The organism is Nocardia barduliensis (assembly GCF_013315795.1).
Lineage (GTDB): Bacteria > Actinomycetota > Actinomycetes > Mycobacteriales > Mycobacteriaceae > Nocardia > Nocardia barduliensis.
This window is the reverse complement of sequence record NZ_JABLTE010000146.1, coordinates 1-15,472: the sequence shown is the minus strand read 5'-3', so window position 1 is coordinate 15,472 and position 15,472 is coordinate 1. Positions and strand designations below refer to the sequence as shown.

The 15,472-nt window shown below is 69.7% G+C and carries 18 protein-coding genes and 2 pseudogenes; 12 read left to right on the top strand and 8 right to left on the bottom strand.

Annotated elements, in window-relative coordinates; all coding sequences use genetic code 11:
* The 3 genes and pseudogenes from HOV91_RS35350 to HOV91_RS35340 all read left to right on the top strand — a co-directional run.
* Nucleotides 1-300: pseudogene (locus HOV91_RS35350) on the top strand (sugar kinase); the annotation flags it as partial.
* Between the two features lie 57 nt (nt 301-357).
* Nucleotides 358-720 (top strand): annotated as a pseudogene (locus HOV91_RS35345) (thioredoxin family protein); the annotation flags it as partial.
* Nucleotides 721-806: 86 nt separating this feature from the next.
* Nucleotides 807-1,817 carry a glycoside hydrolase family 172 protein gene (locus HOV91_RS35340; protein WP_174189570.1) on the top strand — a complete coding sequence of 337 codons (1,011 nt, stop codon included), beginning with the start codon at nt 807-809 and terminating at the stop codon, nt 1,815-1,817.
* On the opposite strand, the gene HOV91_RS35335 is transcribed toward HOV91_RS35340, so the two are convergent.
* A complete protein-coding gene (locus HOV91_RS35335) occupies nt 1,808-2,296 on the bottom strand; it encodes a hypothetical protein (RefSeq protein WP_174189569.1) in 489 nt (162 codons plus the stop codon). The two genes, HOV91_RS35340 and HOV91_RS35335, sit on opposite strands and share 10 nt — an antisense overlap.
* A gap of 133 nt (nt 2,297-2,429) precedes the next feature.
* Here HOV91_RS35335 and xylB point away from each other — a divergent pair, with 133 nt between their 5' ends.
* Together xylB and HOV91_RS35325 are read left to right on the top strand one after the other, a co-directional pair.
* A complete protein-coding gene (gene xylB, locus HOV91_RS35330) occupies nt 2,430-3,836 on the top strand; it encodes a xylulokinase (protein WP_312884896.1) in 1,407 nt (468 codons plus the stop codon).
* A 142-nt stretch (nt 3,837-3,978) separates the two neighbouring features.
* Complete coding sequence (locus HOV91_RS35325) at nt 3,979-4,608, top strand: maleylpyruvate isomerase family mycothiol-dependent enzyme (RefSeq protein WP_174189568.1); 630 nt, start codon at nt 3,979-3,981, stop codon at nt 4,606-4,608.
* Between the two features lie 15 nt (nt 4,609-4,623).
* Here HOV91_RS35325 and HOV91_RS35320 read toward each other — a convergent pair whose 3' ends face one another.
* Nucleotides 4,624-5,409 carry a helix-turn-helix domain-containing protein gene (locus tag HOV91_RS35320; RefSeq protein WP_174189567.1) on the bottom strand — a complete coding sequence of 262 codons (786 nt, stop codon included), beginning with the start codon at nt 5,407-5,409 and terminating at the stop codon, nt 4,624-4,626.
* Between the two features lie 88 nt (nt 5,410-5,497).
* On the opposite strand from HOV91_RS35320, the gene HOV91_RS35315 reads away from it, so the two are divergent.
* Entirely contained in the window at nt 5,498-5,878 is a 381-nt protein-coding gene (locus HOV91_RS35315) for a nuclear transport factor 2 family protein (RefSeq protein WP_174189566.1), read from the top strand.
* Between the two features lie 85 nt (nt 5,879-5,963).
* Here the strand turns inward: HOV91_RS35315 and HOV91_RS35305 are convergent, their stop codons facing one another.
* Nucleotides 5,964-7,766 carry a 2-isopropylmalate synthase gene (locus HOV91_RS35305; RefSeq protein WP_438822720.1) on the bottom strand — a complete coding sequence of 601 codons (1,803 nt, stop codon included), beginning with the start codon at nt 7,764-7,766 and terminating at the stop codon, nt 5,964-5,966.
* 169 nt (nt 7,767-7,935) lie between these two features.
* On the opposite strand from HOV91_RS35305, the gene HOV91_RS35300 reads away from it, so the two are divergent.
* The 4 genes from HOV91_RS35300 to HOV91_RS35285 all read left to right on the top strand — a co-directional run bounded on the left by HOV91_RS35300 (nt 7,936) and on the right by HOV91_RS35285 (nt 10,253).
* Nucleotides 7,936-8,607 (top strand): FadR/GntR family transcriptional regulator, encoded by a 672-nt coding sequence (locus HOV91_RS35300; RefSeq protein ID WP_174189565.1) that lies wholly within the window; start codon nt 7,936-7,938, stop codon nt 8,605-8,607.
* The gene (locus tag HOV91_RS35295; RefSeq protein ID WP_174189564.1) at nt 8,604-9,413 is read left to right on the top strand and encodes an ABC transporter ATP-binding protein; all 810 of its coding nucleotides are present in this window, start codon (nt 8,604-8,606) and stop codon (nt 9,411-9,413) included. The genes HOV91_RS35300 and HOV91_RS35295 overlap by 4 nt, the downstream gene beginning before the upstream one ends.
* The gene (locus HOV91_RS35290; RefSeq protein WP_174189563.1) at nt 9,398-9,595 is read left to right on the top strand and encodes a hypothetical protein; all 198 of its coding nucleotides are present in this window, start codon (nt 9,398-9,400) and stop codon (nt 9,593-9,595) included. Before HOV91_RS35295 ends, HOV91_RS35290 begins: the two co-directional genes overlap by 16 nt.
* 160 nt (nt 9,596-9,755) lie before the next feature.
* Nucleotides 9,756-10,253, top strand: coding sequence for a hypothetical protein (locus tag HOV91_RS35285; RefSeq protein WP_174189562.1), 498 nt, complete (start codon nt 9,756-9,758; stop codon nt 10,251-10,253).
* A 120-nt stretch (nt 10,254-10,373) separates the two neighbouring features.
* Here the strand turns inward: HOV91_RS35285 and HOV91_RS35280 are convergent, their stop codons facing one another.
* Both HOV91_RS35280 and HOV91_RS35275 read right to left on the bottom strand, forming a co-directional pair.
* A complete protein-coding gene (locus HOV91_RS35280) occupies nt 10,374-10,883 on the bottom strand; it encodes a hypothetical protein (RefSeq protein WP_174189561.1) in 510 nt (169 codons plus the stop codon).
* A complete protein-coding gene (locus HOV91_RS35275; RefSeq protein ID WP_312884895.1) occupies nt 10,880-11,173 on the bottom strand; it encodes a hypothetical protein in 294 nt (97 codons plus the stop codon). Before HOV91_RS35275 ends, HOV91_RS35280 begins: the two co-directional genes overlap by 4 nt.
* 93 nt (nt 11,174-11,266) lie before the next feature.
* Here HOV91_RS35275 and HOV91_RS35270 point away from each other — a divergent pair, with 93 nt between their 5' ends.
* Complete coding sequence (locus HOV91_RS35270) at nt 11,267-11,860, top strand: TetR/AcrR family transcriptional regulator (protein ID WP_174189559.1); 594 nt, start codon at nt 11,267-11,269, stop codon at nt 11,858-11,860.
* Nucleotides 11,861-11,869: 9 nt separating this feature from the next.
* Here the strand turns inward: HOV91_RS35270 and HOV91_RS35265 are convergent, their stop codons facing one another.
* Complete coding sequence (locus tag HOV91_RS35265; protein ID WP_174189558.1) at nt 11,870-12,520, bottom strand: HAD family hydrolase; 651 nt, start codon at nt 12,518-12,520, stop codon at nt 11,870-11,872.
* Between the two features lie 201 nt (nt 12,521-12,721).
* On the opposite strand from HOV91_RS35265, the gene HOV91_RS35260 reads away from it, so the two are divergent.
* Nucleotides 12,722-13,399, top strand: coding sequence for a PaaI family thioesterase (locus tag HOV91_RS35260; RefSeq protein ID WP_174189557.1), 678 nt, complete (start codon nt 12,722-12,724; stop codon nt 13,397-13,399).
* A gap of 219 nt (nt 13,400-13,618) precedes the next feature.
* On the opposite strand, the gene HOV91_RS35255 is transcribed toward HOV91_RS35260, so the two are convergent.
* Both HOV91_RS35255 and HOV91_RS35250 read right to left on the bottom strand, forming a co-directional pair.
* On the bottom strand, nt 13,619-14,788 hold the full coding sequence (locus tag HOV91_RS35255) for a sulfotransferase family protein (protein WP_174189556.1): 1,170 nt from the start codon (nt 14,786-14,788) through the stop codon (nt 13,619-13,621).
* 3 nt (nt 14,789-14,791) lie between these two features.
* Nucleotides 14,792-15,472, bottom strand: a 681-nt coding sequence (locus tag HOV91_RS35250) for an SDR family oxidoreductase (RefSeq protein WP_174189555.1), incomplete at its 5' end; no start/stop codon positions are given.

The following is a 15,472-nucleotide window of genomic DNA, read 5'->3' as shown; positions in this document are numbered from 1 at the left end:
GTGGGCGGGGGCACCAAAGGCGGGCTGTGGACCCGGATCGTTTCCGACGTGACCGGCCTGCCCCAGCAATTGCCCGCCGACACCGTCGGCGCGAGCCTCGGTGACGCGCTGCTCGCGGCCGAAGCCGCCGGAATCGACACCTCCGCCTGGAATCCCGTCGTGGACACCGTGCGGCCTTATCCTGAGCACACCGCGAAATACGAAGAGTACTACCGGCACTACCGCGATCTGTACGACCGCACCACGACGGTCGCGCACTTCCTGGCGGCCGAACAGCACCGTGCCGAAGCGCCTTCCTGATCGCGGACAGCCATGCGAGGATGCACGGTTACTTCGCGGAACGATGACGAGGATGCCATGCCCACGATCACTCTGACCCAGCACAATTTCGACTCCGTGGTCACGTCTCATCCCATCGTGCTCGTGGATTGGTGGGCCGGTTGGTGTGGGCCGTGTCAGCACTTCGCGCCCGTGTACGAGGCGTCGTCGGACCGGCACCCGGAGATCGTGCACGGCAAGGTCGACACCGAGGCCGAGCCCGCGTTGAGCGCCACCGCGCGGGTCACGCAGTATCCGACGCTCATGGCGTTCCGAGAGGGTGTGCTGGTCTATTCCGAGGCGGGTGCGCTGGCGGCGGACGCGCTGGAAGATCTGGTGCAGCAGATCCTCTGGCTCGACATGGACCAGGTCCGGCGCGAGCTGGCCCGGCACGCCGACGCCGGGCAACTCGCCGCGGCGGGCGCGTCCGGCGCCGCCCACCGTGCCGGACTCGCGCCCGGCACGCCCCGATACGGCTGGCCGGGTCTGTGACGGCGCCGGGCGCGGAGCTGTGGCGGCTGGACGGCCGCCGAACTCGGTCGGTCAGCGCGGAGAATCCGACCGGGGCGCCCGGCGAGGGCGCGCGGGCCACCGACGGCACCGGAGCGCACGCGGCTCGGCTACTGGGCGCGGGGTGGAAGGTCTCCCCTTCCATCGCGCTGGCCGATGGCGCCACCGCCACGCTGGCCGATGTTTCCGGACCTGGCGTGTTCCGGCATTTCTGGTTGACCACCGAGCGTTCCGTGTTGCGCGGGCTGACGCTGCGGATGACCTGGGACGACGCACAGCGGCCCGCGATCGAGCTGCCACTGGGCGCCTTCTTCTGCAACGGGTGGGGCGAGCTGGCCCTGCTGAGTTCGGAGATGGTGGTTGTCGCGCCCGCGGGCGGGCTGAACAGCTACTGGGCCATGCCCTTCCGGCATCGGGCGCGCATCACGCTGGAGAACAGGTGCGGTCGCGACGTTCCGGTGTACTACCAAGCGACCTACACCGAAGAGGACGTGCCGGACAGCGCGGGGTACCTGTACACCCGGTGGACGCGCACGACCGGTGTGGGCACGCCCGCCGTGCACACGATCGTCGACGCGGCGCCGGGGCCGGGCCGCTACGTCGGCACGTACCTCGCCATCCGCCCGAACGCCCCGGGATGGTGGGGCGAGGGCGAAGTCAAGTTCTTCCTCGACGGAGACGCCGATCACCCCACTATCTGCGGGACCGGTACCGAGGACTATTTCGGCGGGGCCTGGAATTTCGATCTCGACGGCACGTACCGGACATATTCCACGCCCTATCTCGGGCTGCACCAAGTGCTGCCGCCGGAACAGATCTACCGTCCGGATCAGCGGTTCGGCATGTACCGCTGGCACGTGCGCGACCCGATCTGTTTCGAGCGCGCGCTCCGGGTCACCGTGCAGGCGCTGGGGTGGCAGGACGCGCAGACCTATCTCCCCTTGGCGGACGCCGACATCGCGACCACCGCCTGGTGGTATCAGGCCTGATCGGGGTCGTCGGTCTCCGGTGCGTCCAGCGCCAGCAGTTCGTCGGCGCGCGCCAGCGCCGCGTCCATGCTCGCGGTGAGACCGTCCATCAGGGTCAGGCCGTCCAGCAGTCCGGCGAGATCGTCCTGCACCGCACGCAGCTCCGCGATCGCCGGGTCGACCGGGAACCACGCGACCGATTCGCGCCACCACGGGTCATCGGAGAGCCATGCCCACAGCACGTCCCGCACCAGCACCGGGTCGGAGGTGTACAGCTGGAAGGTCCGCGTGGCAGATCCGGCCCGGTGCTCGAGTTCGTAGACGCCGTCGGGCAGCATCCGGGCCCGGATGTCGTGCAGATCGGCACGGCTGAGTTCGAGAATGGCGTGTTCCGCGCCCGCCGGTTCGTCGATCAGGTCGCCGAGCGCGTCCTCGGTCAGTTCCGGCAGCGGCGTCCCGTCTCCCGTGCGGATGCGCACGTCGGTGGGGTCGATGCTCATCGCGCCAGTCTGCACGATGCGCGTGCCGAATACCCGAAACGCCCCGGGGTCGGCCGGCTCGGGGCAAGGTGGTCGGTATGGCCCTTCTGCCGAGTACCGACGCCGGGAGCCCGGCTCGACCGGGGTGGACCCGGTGACGACGGTCGCGGGAGTCGACAGCTCCACCCAGTCGTGCAAGGTGGTCGTCTGCGACGCCGACAGCGGCGAGGTCATCGCGCGAGGGCAGGCCACGCACCCGGAGGGCACCGAGGTCGCCCCGGCCGCGTGGTGGGACGCGCTGCGGACAGCGGGCGCGGGATTGCTCGAGCGTGCCGATGCGATCGCGGTCGCGGGGCAGCAGCACGGCCTGGTCGCCTTGGACGCCGCGGGTGTTCCGGTCCGAGATGCTCTGCTGTGGAACGATCTGCGCTCCGCGGCCGCGGCAACGGAGCTGATCACCGATCTCGGCGGGCCGGACGCGTGGGCCGCTGCGGTCGGCAGCGTGCCGGTGGCCTCGTTCACCGTCGCCAAACTGCGCTGGCTGGCCGATCACGAACCGCAGCTCGCCGACCGCACCGCCCGCGTCCTGCTGCCGCACGACTACCTGACCTGGCGGCTGCGGGGCGGCGAACCCGGACGCATTGTCGCGCCGACCACCGATCGCGGTGACGCTTCCGGCACCGGATACTGGGCACCCGCCGACAACGTCTATCGGGAAGACCTGCTCGCCATGGCGTTTCGTGGACGAACGCCCGAGCTGCCCCGCGTCCTCGGCCCGCAGGAGCCGGCCGGGCGCACACCGTCGGGCACACTCGTCGCCGCCGGAACGGGTGACAACGCCGGGGCCGCGCTGGGGCTGGGAATCAGCGAGGGTGATGTGGTGGTCTCGCTCGGCACCAGCGGGACGGTCTTCGCCCGCTCCGAGCGCGCCTGCGCCGACCCGAGCGGCGCGGTCGCCGGATTCGCGGACGCCACCGGAGCGTTCCTGCCGCTGGTCTGCACGCTCAACGCCGCGCGCGTCCTCACCTCGGTCGCCGACCTGCTCGGCGTGGATCTGCCCACGCTGGAAGCGCTCGCCGCGCAGGCGCCGCCGGGCGCGGACGGCCTGGTCCTGCTGCCGTACCTCACCGGTGAGCGCACACCGGACCTGCCGCACGCCACGGGCAGTCTGCACGGCCTGCGACCGGAGGCTATGCGGCCCGCGACGGTCGCCCGGGCTGCCTTCGAAGGCGTGCTGTGTCATCTCGCCGACGCGCTCGACCACCTCACCGGCATCGGGGTCCGGCCGCGACGGGTGCTGCTGATCGGCGGCGCCGCGCGCTCACGGCTGGTCGGGACGATCGCCGCCCAGGTCTTCGGCGTCACTGTGACGGTGCCGGAACCGGCGGAGTACGTCGCGCTCGGCGCCGCGCGCCAGGCCGCGTGGGCACTGAGCGGCGCGGCCCGGCCGCCCGCTTGGCCCGCGCGTACGGCCGCGGAGATCTCCGCGCCGTCCGACGCGGCGGCCGGGCGCGCGATCCGCGCCGAGTACCGGCAAGCCCGCCGGGCACTGTACGACTGACCACGGCATTCGCCGGAATCCCGCTCGGCCCGGCTCGCCGCGTCACCGGCCGTATCGCCTCTCCGGTCGCTGATTTTCGTCGCCGGGTGGCGCCCCGACTCCGGGCGCGGTTGGATCACCCTCGTCGAAGAGAGGTGGACACATGACCGATACCCTGGTGCGAAGGGCGGTGACGGCGGAACGAACGGAACTCGCCGAAATATTGGCCGGACTGGACGCCGCGAGCTGGGACGCGCCGACCCTGTGCGAGGGCTGGCGGGTACGCGAGGTCGTCGCGCACATCACCATGCCGTATCGCCTGTCGAGCGCGCGCTTCGCGCTGGGGATGCTCGCCGCGTTCGGGAACTTCAACCGCATGGCCGACCGCACCGCCCGGGTGGACGCCGCCACGCTCAGCGCTACGGATCTGCTGAAATCGCTGTGGGACAACGTCGACCATCCGTGGCGGCCACCGGGCGGCGGGCTCACCAACGCGTTGAGCCACGATGTGATCCACGGCCTGGACATCACGGTGGCGCTCGGCCTGGATCGCCGGGTGCCCGAGGAGCGGATGCGCCTGGTCCTGGACACGATCGATCCGAAGACCGTCAAGCTGTTCGGCGCCAAGCTCGGCGGCATCGAACTGCGCGCCGACGACCTGGACTTCACCTACGGCTCCGGGACGGTGCTCTCGGGGCACGCCCAAGACCTGCTGCTCGTCCTCTGCGGCCGCAAACTGCCCGCCGGACATCTGCGGGGCGAACCAGCCGAGCGGTTCACCGTGCCCGAATGAACCCGGGTGCCGCTCTCACCGGTCGGCTGCGGCCAGTTCGCGCAGGTAGGCCGCTGTTTCGTCATCGTCGGGAAAATACGCCTCGACGGCGACCTCGTCGAGCGTCATGTCGAAGGCCGCGCCGAAGGTAGTGATCGTGCTGAAGAACGAGAGTTCCGCGTCGCGATGGCGCAGCCGGATCGGCAACGCGATGTCCGCCGGGTCATTGTCCGCGCCGCCCGGGGAGCCATAGGAGCGCAATTCCTCGTAGAGCTTCGCCAGTTCGGTGTCCCCGGCCGCCATGACCTGGCGGGCCAGGCGGGGCAGCAGGAACGCCCGGACCTGTTCGAGGTTGCGCAGCCGGGGCGCGAAGCCGCCGGGGTGCAGACCCAGCCGCATCATATTGATCGGCGGTTCGAGCAGATCCGGGTCCACGCCGTCGAAGAACACCTCCACGCAGTCGTTGGCCTGGACCAGATTCCAGCGCTGGTCCACCGCGAGCGCCGGATACGGTTCGTGCAGACGCAGGACCCGCTGCACGGCGTCGCGGGCGCGCCGCAGCGCGGGATCGGTCCACTCGCGCCGCCGGAACTCCGGCGCGTGTCCCGCGGCGATCAGTACGCGGTTGCGTTCGCGCAGCGGGATGTCCAGCTGTTCGGCCAGGTGCAGCACCATGGATCGGCTGGGTATCGTGCGGCCGGTCTCGACGAAGCTGACGTGCCGCGCGGACACCTCCGCCTGGATGGCCAGATCGAGCTGGCTCAGCTTCCGCCGGTGCCGCCACTCCCGCAGCAGCTCCCCGGCCGGTCGATCACCGTTCATCGGCCCAGTATCGCGACGTCCGGTTCGCGTCAGCCATTACATGGCAGGTAATCGACACTCTCGTTCGGCGACTGTCAGTCTCGGCGGCATGACGAACGACAACGTGACATTGCGCAATAAGGAACTGGCTCTCCGAGGCTTCCGGGAATTCGCGGCGGGCAACATCGAAGTGCTTCGGACGCTGCTGCACGACGACTTCCTCGAGCACAGCCCCGGAAACCCCTCCGGCAAGGACGCTTTCATCGACTTCATCGCCCAGGCACCCGTGGCGGGGTCGGCATTGGAGCTGGCACGGGTGATCGCCGACGACGACTACGTGGTCATGCACTACCGCATGGTCCCGCCGGACGGGGAGCCGGACCTAGCGGTTGTCGACATCTGGCGGATGGTCGACGGGAAGATCGTGGAGCACTGGGACGTGGTTCAACCGGTGCCCGACCCCGCGGAGGTCCCGCACGGCATGTTCTGACCCGCGCGCCGACGACTACAACCTGCGCCGGGTGTACTTGCACATGATCGAGGAGTACACCCGGCACAACGGCCACGCGGATCTGTTACGCGAGCGGATCGACGGTGTCACCGGCGTCCGACGGGCACCGGCGCGCCGCGCGCCCAGCGGCACGCACGACCGCGGACAGTGTCGCCGCGAGGACGGAATCGCTTCGGCCGCAGGTCCAACCGGTGTCGCGGCCACTGCGATATTCCAGATACGTGATCGCGGCGCTGTCGTTGCCCGGCTCGATCGACTGCTGGGTCAGGCCGAGTACTTCGATCGGATGCCCCGTCTCCGCCAGCGCCTCGGTCAGCGCCGCGACGGGGCCGCCAGGGTGACGCGTACGGTGGGTCACCCCGTCGACGGTCAGGGTGATCTCGGTACTCTCCTCCGCGCCGTCGCCGCTGGTGTGCCAGTCCTTCAAGTCCAGCCGGGAAGGATCCTCGAAGTAGATCGCCTCGAACAGATCGCGCAGTTCGGCGGCGGTGATCTCGACGCCGGTATCGTCGGCGCGCTCCTGGACGCGCGCGGCGAAATCGATCTGCAATCGTCGCGGCAGATCCATGCCGTAGTCGCGGTGCAGCAGATACGCGATGCCGCCCTTGCCGGACTGGGAGTTGACCCGGATCACCGCCTCGTAGCCGCGGCCGAGGTCACCGGGATCGATCGGCAGATACGGTACCTGCCAGTCCAGTTCGCGTTCGGCGATGCCCGTCGCGGCGGCTCGGGCGCGATGCTCGGCGAATCCCTTCTTGATCGCGTCCTGGTGGGTGCCCGAGAACGCGGTGTGCACCAGGTCACCGACGTACGGGTGCCGTTCGTGGACCGGCATGCGCGTGCAGTATTCGACGGTGCGCCGGACCTCGTCGATGTCCGAGAAGTCGATCATCGGGTCGACGCCCTGCGCGTGCAGGTTCAGGGCCAGCGTGGCGATGTCGACGTTGCCCGTGCGCTCGCCGTTGCCGAAGAGGCAGCCCTCGACGCGTTGGGCGCCGGCCAGGACCGCCAGCTCGGCACACGCGATGCCGGTGCCGCGATCGTTGTGCGGGTGCACCGACAGGATGACGCTGTCGCGGCGGGCCAGATTGCGGTGCATGTATTCGATCTGGTCGGCATAGACGTTCGGGGTGGCGACCTCGACGGTGGCGGGCAGGTTCAGGATGACCGGCCGCCGCACCGTGGCGTCCCACAAGGTGGTCATCCGGTCGCAGATGTCGAGCACGTAATCGGGCTCGGTCAGGTTGAACACCTCGGGCGAGAATTCGAAACGCACGTTGGGCAGGTCTCCGGCGGCCGCCAGCACGGCGCGGCCGCCGTCGAGGATCAGCTCACGCAGCGCCGCGCGATCCTTGCCGAGCACGATGTCGCGCCAAGCGGGAGCCGTGGCGGTGTACATGTGGATCACCACGTCGTTGGGGATGCCGCGGATCGATGCGGCGGTGCGCTCGATCAGGTCGCGCCGCGCCGGGGTGAAGACGACGATCGTGACGTCCTCGGGCGCGAGATCGTCCTCGGCGATGAGCCGGACGAAGTCGAAGTCGGTCTGGGACGCCGACGGGTAGCCGACCTCGATCTCCTTGTACCCCATGGCGATCATGAGTTCGAAGAAGCGCCGCTTGCGCGCCGGGTCCATCGGCTCGGCGAGGGCCTGGTTGCCGTCGCGCAGGTCGACCGGCACCCACAGTGGCGCCTGGGTGATCCTGGCATCGGGCCAATACCGTTGCGTGAGCGGAACTTCCACACGCTGGTAGACGTCGCGGTAGCGATTCGACGGCATCTGGGAACGCCGCTGGCGATTCCACGCCGGAGCCGAGTCCGGTACCTCGCCCGCGGGAGTGTGGATGGTGGGGAATGCGGTGCTCATGGGTCTGCTTTCTGGCCGTACGGGCCGTCACGACGAGAGGTGACCGGCCGCGACGAAGCCCCACGGCGGGGGGCCGGTCGTTCAGGCCCCGCCGTGGCGGCTAAGCAGAAGCATGGTGCGCATAATGGCTAGACTGTACACGACTCCTCAGACAAGTAGAGAGGTTGCGATGCTGTCGCAGGTACGCCGCCATCCCTTGGCCGCGCAGACGGCCGACGTGCTGCTGACCCGCATCCGCGCGGGCGAATGGCCGTTGGGCCACCGCCTGCCGGGTGAGACCACGCTGGCCGCACAGCTCGGGGTCGGCCGCTCGACGCTGCGGGAGGCGATCCGCGAGCTGGCGGGCAAAGGGGTGCTCGACAGTCGCCAAGGCGCGGGCGTCTTCGTCACCGCGCTCGACGTGACCGAGGAGTGGGACGCCGTGCTGCGCCGCGCCACCATCGCGGCGGTGATCGAAGCGCGCATCGCCATCGAGACCGAGGCCGCCGCACTGGCCGCGCAGCGGCGAACCCCCGCCGACCTGCGCCTGATCCGTCGTACGCTGGCCGCTCGCGAGGCACACGGCGAGCCGGTCGCCGAGCACGTCGACGCCGACACGGCGTTCCACCGGGCGGTCATCGTGGCCGCCCACAACGACGTGCTGACCCAGTTGTTCGACAGCTTCCTCCCCCGGCTGCGCCTGGCGATGATCGACATGCTGAAGATCCGCCCGGTGCCGTCGGAGGCCGCGGATCACGCCGCGCACCAGCGGCTGGCCGACGCGATCGCCGCCCGCGATCCCGCCGCCGCTGCGCAGTACAGCCGCGCCCACCTGACCACCCTGAAAGAGGCTTTCACGTGACCGATCCGGTGCTCGAGCTGACCGACGTGACATTCCGCCGGGACGGCAAGAAGATCATCAACGGAATCTCGCTGACGGTGCGCGCTGGCGATCGCTGGGCGCTGCTCGGGCCCAACGGCGCGGGGAAGAGCACACTGCTCGGCTTCTGCGGCGCGGTCACCTTCCCCACCTCCGGGTCGGTGCGGGTGCTCGGCGCGGAACTCGGCCGCGTCGAATTGCAGCGGCTGCGCCATGGCATCGGCCAGGTCGACCCGCGCCATCCCCTGCGCTCCGCGCTGACCATCCGCGAGGTCGTGCTCACCGGCCTGACCGCGACCATCGACACCCCGATGCGCTGGACGCCGACGCCCGACCAGCTCGACCGGGCCGACGCGATGATCGACACCGTCGGCCTGACCGGGAAGACGGACGAGCTGTGGCCCACGCTGAGCCAGGGCGAGCGCGGCCGCGCGCTCATCGCCCGCGCGCTCATCGCGCAGCCGCGGCTGCTGCTGTTGGACGAACCGTCCACCGGCTTGGACGTCGCCGCCCGCGAACAGCTCCTGGACACCCTCGATACCTTGGACCGAACCCATCCGGACGTCGCCTCCCTTCTGGTGACCCACCACCTGGAGGAACTTCCCAGCACGACGACCCACGCGTTGCTCATCGCCGGCGGCCACACCGTCGCGGCCGGTCCGGCCGCGACGACGATCACCACCGAGAACATCACCGCCGCGTTCGCCCACCCGGTCGAGGTCCGCCACGACGAGGGCCGCTGGACGGCACGCGCGGCACGCAAACCCACCGCATGGCCGCCGAGCTGACCCCGTCCGACCCGATGACCAGGCATTCGCGGTCCGCGACTGTGCCGAGGGGCAAGGCGCACGGTCCCGCGGCAGGGCTGGAACTGGTGGACGCGCTCGTCGCCGCAGGCGCGCTCGGCACCTGCCACTTGCGCTACGCCGTGCGCGGTGACCTACTCGCCCAACCGGGCCGATACCAGTAGGCGCGGGCGACTTCCGAGCGGGCCCTGCTGCTCGGCCGGGCGGCCGCGTGCGCGGACGCCGACCAGCCGCACCACGGTGGTAACGCCGCTGTAATCGCCACACCGCAATCGCGTGTGAGCATGCAACGAAATCCACTACCACCGAAGGGAATACGGTTACGTGTGGCAGCTCTATCGAGCAGTACTCCGCACCGAAGACCACCTCGTCCTCGGCTATGTGGACGCGGGCGCGAAGCTGATGGACCACGCCAGGATCGGCCACCACCGCGTCCAAGGGATCGAACGACTACTCGCGACGCCCGCCCGGGTCACCTGGGCCGGACGAGAGGCACCACGGCCACGGCACGGCGAAAACCTCTATCGGTCATCGGGTTCCGTGGCCGCGCTGGTACCGCCGGAACACGGCGCGGTCGGCAGGTACCTGCTCAATCACGACCTGCGGATCTTCGTGGACAAGGCGACCGTGCTGGAGAACGAGGTCCGGCACCGCATCCATCCGCTGCCCTTGCTCACCGCCGAGCCCGCGCCGGACCCCGGCCGGATCGCCGGTGATCACACGCTGCTCGGCGCCTGGGCGCACGCTCTGATCTCGGTGTGCGACACCGTGCCCGACGACTTCGAGCAACGGAAGTTCGACCTGGTAGAACGCCTGCACTGAACACGTTGCACCCCGATCGCCGCCACGCTCGGGTCCGAGATCGGCGCGGCCACGCCGAGGAACCGAGGGGCGTGCGCCGCGCCCTCCGGTGTGCGATCGATTACCGCGCCGATGTACCGATCAGCTCGGGGCGGCCGCCGAGCCGGTACGGTGTTCGGCCTCGGCGAATTCCTTCAGCGTCAGCAGTTGCTTGCGCATCATGGGCAGGTCGCCGATCGCAAGCGCAACGGCGACGAGTTTGGGTGCCGCGCAGCGTATCCGGACCACGAGCCGGGTCCCCGCACCGTCGGGGCGCACCGCGTAGGTGACACACACCTTCCCCGCGACCAGGGTGATGTGGCTGTCCGGGGCGAAGGAGACCAGCTCGAACTGGGACATGAACCGCTGGCCCACCTCGAGTTCGGTGAGCCGCGGATCGCGCACGCGCGGGCTGCGCTTGCCGAAATTGTCCAGCAGGTCGTAGCTGTAGGGAGCTACGCGCAACTGGCACAGCCAGGCGTAGACGAGCGCGGGTGGCGCGTCGATGCCGATCGCCCGGTCAGCCTGGAGCCCGCCGGGTTGCCGCTGGTCGCACGGCAGGGGCGCCGTGCGCTCGGCCTCGGTGGCCCCCCACACCGTCCCGGGAATCATGCCGCCGCCGCGATCCGGCGCAGCATCCGGCGCACCACCAATTGGTGAGCGCCCGTCCCCACGACCAGCGCGCGATATATCCGTCCGTGCGGACCGGGAAAGTCGCCATAGCTGCGCGCGCGGACCCGAGTGCGGCTCGGGCCCTCCTCGTCCAGTTCGAAGATCAGCGCGTATTTCGAGAACCAGTGCTGCCCCCGCAGCGCGAGACGGCGCGGCTCCGTTACGGAATCGAAAACGAACCCGGGCGGCGGCGCGGGCTCCCGCGGGTCGCGGCACACGATTTTCAGCACCGCCTTCCACGCTCTATCGCGGTTCGCGTCGACCGATCTGGCATGCTCATCTATATAGGACAAACGCTCCATATAGAAGGAACGTACTAGTAGATGGCGCCACCCCGCAAGCACGACACCGACGTGATCCTCGACGCAGCACGCACCCTGGTGCTCGCCGAGGGACCCCGCGCGACCAGCGTGTCTGCCATCGCCGAAGCCAGCGGCGCTCCGGTCGGCACCCTGTACCACCGGTTCGGCAACCGCAACGGTGTGCTCACCGCGGCATGGCTGCGCGCGCTGCGCCGCTTCCAGGACGGCACGCTGGCCGCGGCCGAGGAGCCGGACCCGGTCGAGGCCGGTGTCGCGATGGCGCGGGCCGCCCTGCGGTTCGGGCGCGAACTCCCCGAGGACGCCAAGCTGCTCCTGCACCTGCGTCCCAGCGATCTGCTCGACGGCGGGCCCGACGCCGAGTTCCGCGCCACCCTGGCGACCATGAACGCGCCGTTGATCGAGCATCTGCGCCGCATCGCGCACGCTCTGTTCGGCCGGGACGGCGAGCGTGAGATCGATGCGGTCAGCCGCGCGATCGTCGATCTTCCCTACGCGGCGCTACGCCGCCACGCCCACGCTCCCGCGCTGCCCGACTGGCTGGAGGACGACCTGACCGCCGCCGTCCGCGCCCTGCTGACCTCCTACCGCGCGTGACCCGGCGGCTCAACCGGCGATGAGCGCGGGAGTGAGTTCGTCGAGGCCGGAGATGACCTTGGCGGCCAGCGCCAGCGCGTCGGGAGCGGGCGGGTATTCCGGGCGCGGCGCGGCGATCACCCGCATCCCCGCCGCGTGCGCCGAGCGCAGGCCGTTGCTCGAATCCTCAACGGCCGCACACTCCGACGGCCGCTTCCGCAGGAACGTCGCGACCGTCGTGTAGACGTCCGGTGCCGGTTTGCCGCGATCGACCTCCTCGGTGGAGAAGGTGACGTTGAAGTACTCGATCAGGCCCGTCCGGCCCAGCACCGTATCGATGAGCGCGCGGGGCGACGAACTGGCCAGCCCCAGCGGCCAATGCTCGCTGATCCGCTGCGCGGCCTCCACCGCGCCGGGCAGCAGCGGCATGCGCTCGGCGTACCGGGCGGCCATCCGCTCGATCACTTCCCGCGCCACGGTCTCCGGTGGCTCACCGACGCCAAGCTCGCCGCTCAGGTAGGCCGACCACTCACCGGTACTCATCCCCATCAGCCGCTGCTGGGTGTCGGGCAGCCACCGGCCGCCCTTCTCCGCGACGTAGCCGCGCCGCACCAGCTCCCAGACCGGCTCCGAGTCGATCAGTACGCCGTCCATGTCGAACACGACCGCGGTGATACCCATGCGCAACAGAGCCTTTCGCCAGCCGAAGCGGTCAGAGGTCGATCGCGGCCGGATCGCAGGTCCGGCCGCCGAGAACCGTGCCGGTAGCACCCGGGGAACGGGCGATATCGGTCGCGCACCAGCCTAGGCGCTGACGGCCCGCGGCGGCGGACCCGGCACCCGCCCGGCGAGCATTCCCCGGGCAACCGATAACTTGTTCTCATGAACGAACCGCAGGCCGGCGACTCGCTGCCGAGCAAGGAGCATCACGAGGGCGGGTTCCGGCCGATGACCGAGCTGATCGCCGCGCACGAGGCCGCCAAGGACGACATCTCCCGCGGTGGGCCGCACTACGGACAGTTCATCGAGCAGGTGCGCGGTCTGATGGACCGTGTCCGGCTGGCCTCCCCCTCCGACGAACTGGCGGTGGACGCGATCGGCGTCCTCAAGGAGCTCAACGACAAGCTCGACGCCGCCGCGGTGGACGAGTGGTCGACGCCGAACTGGACCCGGTTCGACCTGCCCGCCCGCGGCAACATCACCTTGCCGCCGTTCTTCATCGACCACGTCGATCCGCAGCAGGGCGTCGACGCGCGCCTCACCTTCCGCACCTTCCACCTCGGCGGCAACAGCGCCGCCCACGGCGGTCAGATCGCCATCGCCTTCGACGACCTGCTCGGCATGGCCGCCGCGGTGCACTCCGGCTCGGTGACCAGGACCGCGTCGCTCACCGTCGACTACCGCTCCATCACGCCGCTGAACACCGAGCTGAAGGTGCGGGCGTGGGCGGAACGGCAGGAGGGGCGCAAAGTCTACGTGCGGGCCACCCTGCACCACGGCGACCGGCTGTGCGCGGAGGCGAACGGCTTGTTCATCGTGCTCAAGCCAGGGCAACCCTGAGCTTGCGCTCTGTTCCCCGTCACTTGCCCTGACGGCGGGCCGGCGGCATCGACAATCGCGGCGACGAGGCGCTGGGGACCATGTGGAGCTTCCCGACATGACCGCGCTGGGGCGCCAGGAACTGCACATGATCGGCGACACCGTGCCTGGGTAGGTGCTTCGCCGTCACGACCCGCACTGGCTCATGCGGGTCGTGACGACGACACTGGGCCGAGCGGGTCAGCGCCCCGCGAAATGCGCCTCCCGATACGCCCCGAACCGGGCGTCCACCTGTTCGGCGGTCAGGCCGAATTCCTCGAGGGTGTAGCGATGTGCCGGACGGGCGGCGCCCGAGGTGCTTTCGCCGTGCAACGCGGTCATCGCGGCGGTCGCTTCCGGTGTCAGCGGCAGATCGAAATGACGATAGATCGACTCGACGGTGCCGATCGGGTCGGCGACGAACTCGTCGTAGTCGACATCGCAGAATCGCGTCGCGTCGTGGCGTTTGCGATCGAGGAGGAACCGCTGCGCGCCGCGCGCCCACAGATCCAGCTGCGTCGCGCCCACCAGCGGACCGCGGAACTTCTCCGACCAGCCCGCCGACGCCTGCTCGTTCAAGCTGCACACCGACGCGATGATGGTGCGCGGGTCACGGTGCATCTGGATCACCAGCGCGTCCGGGTACACCTCGAAAATGGCGTCCAACGCGAACAGGTGGCTCGGGTTCTTCAGCACCCAGCGCTTGCCCGCGTCCGGCAGCCCGATCAGTTGCAAATTGCGCCGGTGCCTGCGGTAGGCGGGCGTCCAATCCCGGTCGCGCAACCACTCGGAATAGGTGGGCAGGTAGGCCAGGCACTCGTAGGACACCGACATGGCCGACTGCCGCAGCAGCTGCCAGCACTCCTCGACCTGATCGGCCGAAATATGGTGCACACCCATGAATTCGGGATGCTCCACGTGGTGCTTCTCGTAGGCGGCCGCGAGACGCTGGTAGACCGGGTTGCCCGTCCAGGTCTCGCGCGGCGGGCGCGGCTGCGGCATCTCGGTCAGCCACATCTCCAGACCCTGGTGCGCCGGGTCGGCGTTGAGCAGGCGGTGCACCGCCGTGGTGCCCGAACGCGGCAGACCGGTCACGAAGATCGGCCGTTCGATGGGTACGTCGGCGTGTTCCGGATACTGCCGCCAAGCCGCCTCACTGAGCAGCCGGGCGATCAAAGCGCCGCGCAGGAACGCGCGGTTCACCTTGTTGCCGAAGGGGGTCAGTTCGGCGTCACCCGCATAGGACTCGAGCAGCACCCCGAGTCCCTCGCGGTAGTCGTCGGTGCCGAAATCGTCCAGCCCGACCACTTTCGTCGCCGAGGCGTGCAGGTCCTCGATGGTCCCGACGTCGTCCCTACCGATCACGGTCATCTCCTAGTGGTGGTATTCGCCGGCGTTGACGTCCAGGCACGCGCCGGTGATCGCGCGCGCCATGGCGGACGCGAAGAACACCACGGCGTCGGCGATTTCGTCGGGTTCGGGCAGTTTGCGCAGATCGGTGGTCTTCGCGGTCTCGGCGTAGACCTCCTCGGCAGTGGTCCCCCGCTGCTGGGCCAAATAGTTGAAGTACCACTTCAAGTTGTCGGCCCAGATGTATCCGGGCGCGACGGAATTGACCCGGATGCCCTTGGGCCCGAGTTCGGTGGCCAAGCTCTGGGCCAGTGCGAGCAGGCTGGCCTTGGCCATCTTGTACGGCCCGAAAGTCCGCCGCGAGTGGCGCAGCACCGCCGAGTTGATCATCACCACCGAGCCCTTGGTCTCGGTGAGGGCGGGTACGAACAGCCTGGTCAGACGCAACGCGGCCAGCACGTTCGTCTCGAAGCCCGCACGCACCTGATCCAGGTCGACGTCGGCGAGGTCGACGATGGGCGGGATGGCGAAGGCGTTGTTCACCAGCGTGTCGACCTTGCCGAACGCGCTGTGCGCGGACTCCACCAGGTTGACCGCCGCGCCCTCGTCGTTGATGTCGGTGGGCACCACCACCGCGCGCCTGCCGAGTCCGGTGATCTCCTCGGCCACCTCGGTCAGCCGTGACTCGGTCCGGGAGGCGAGCAC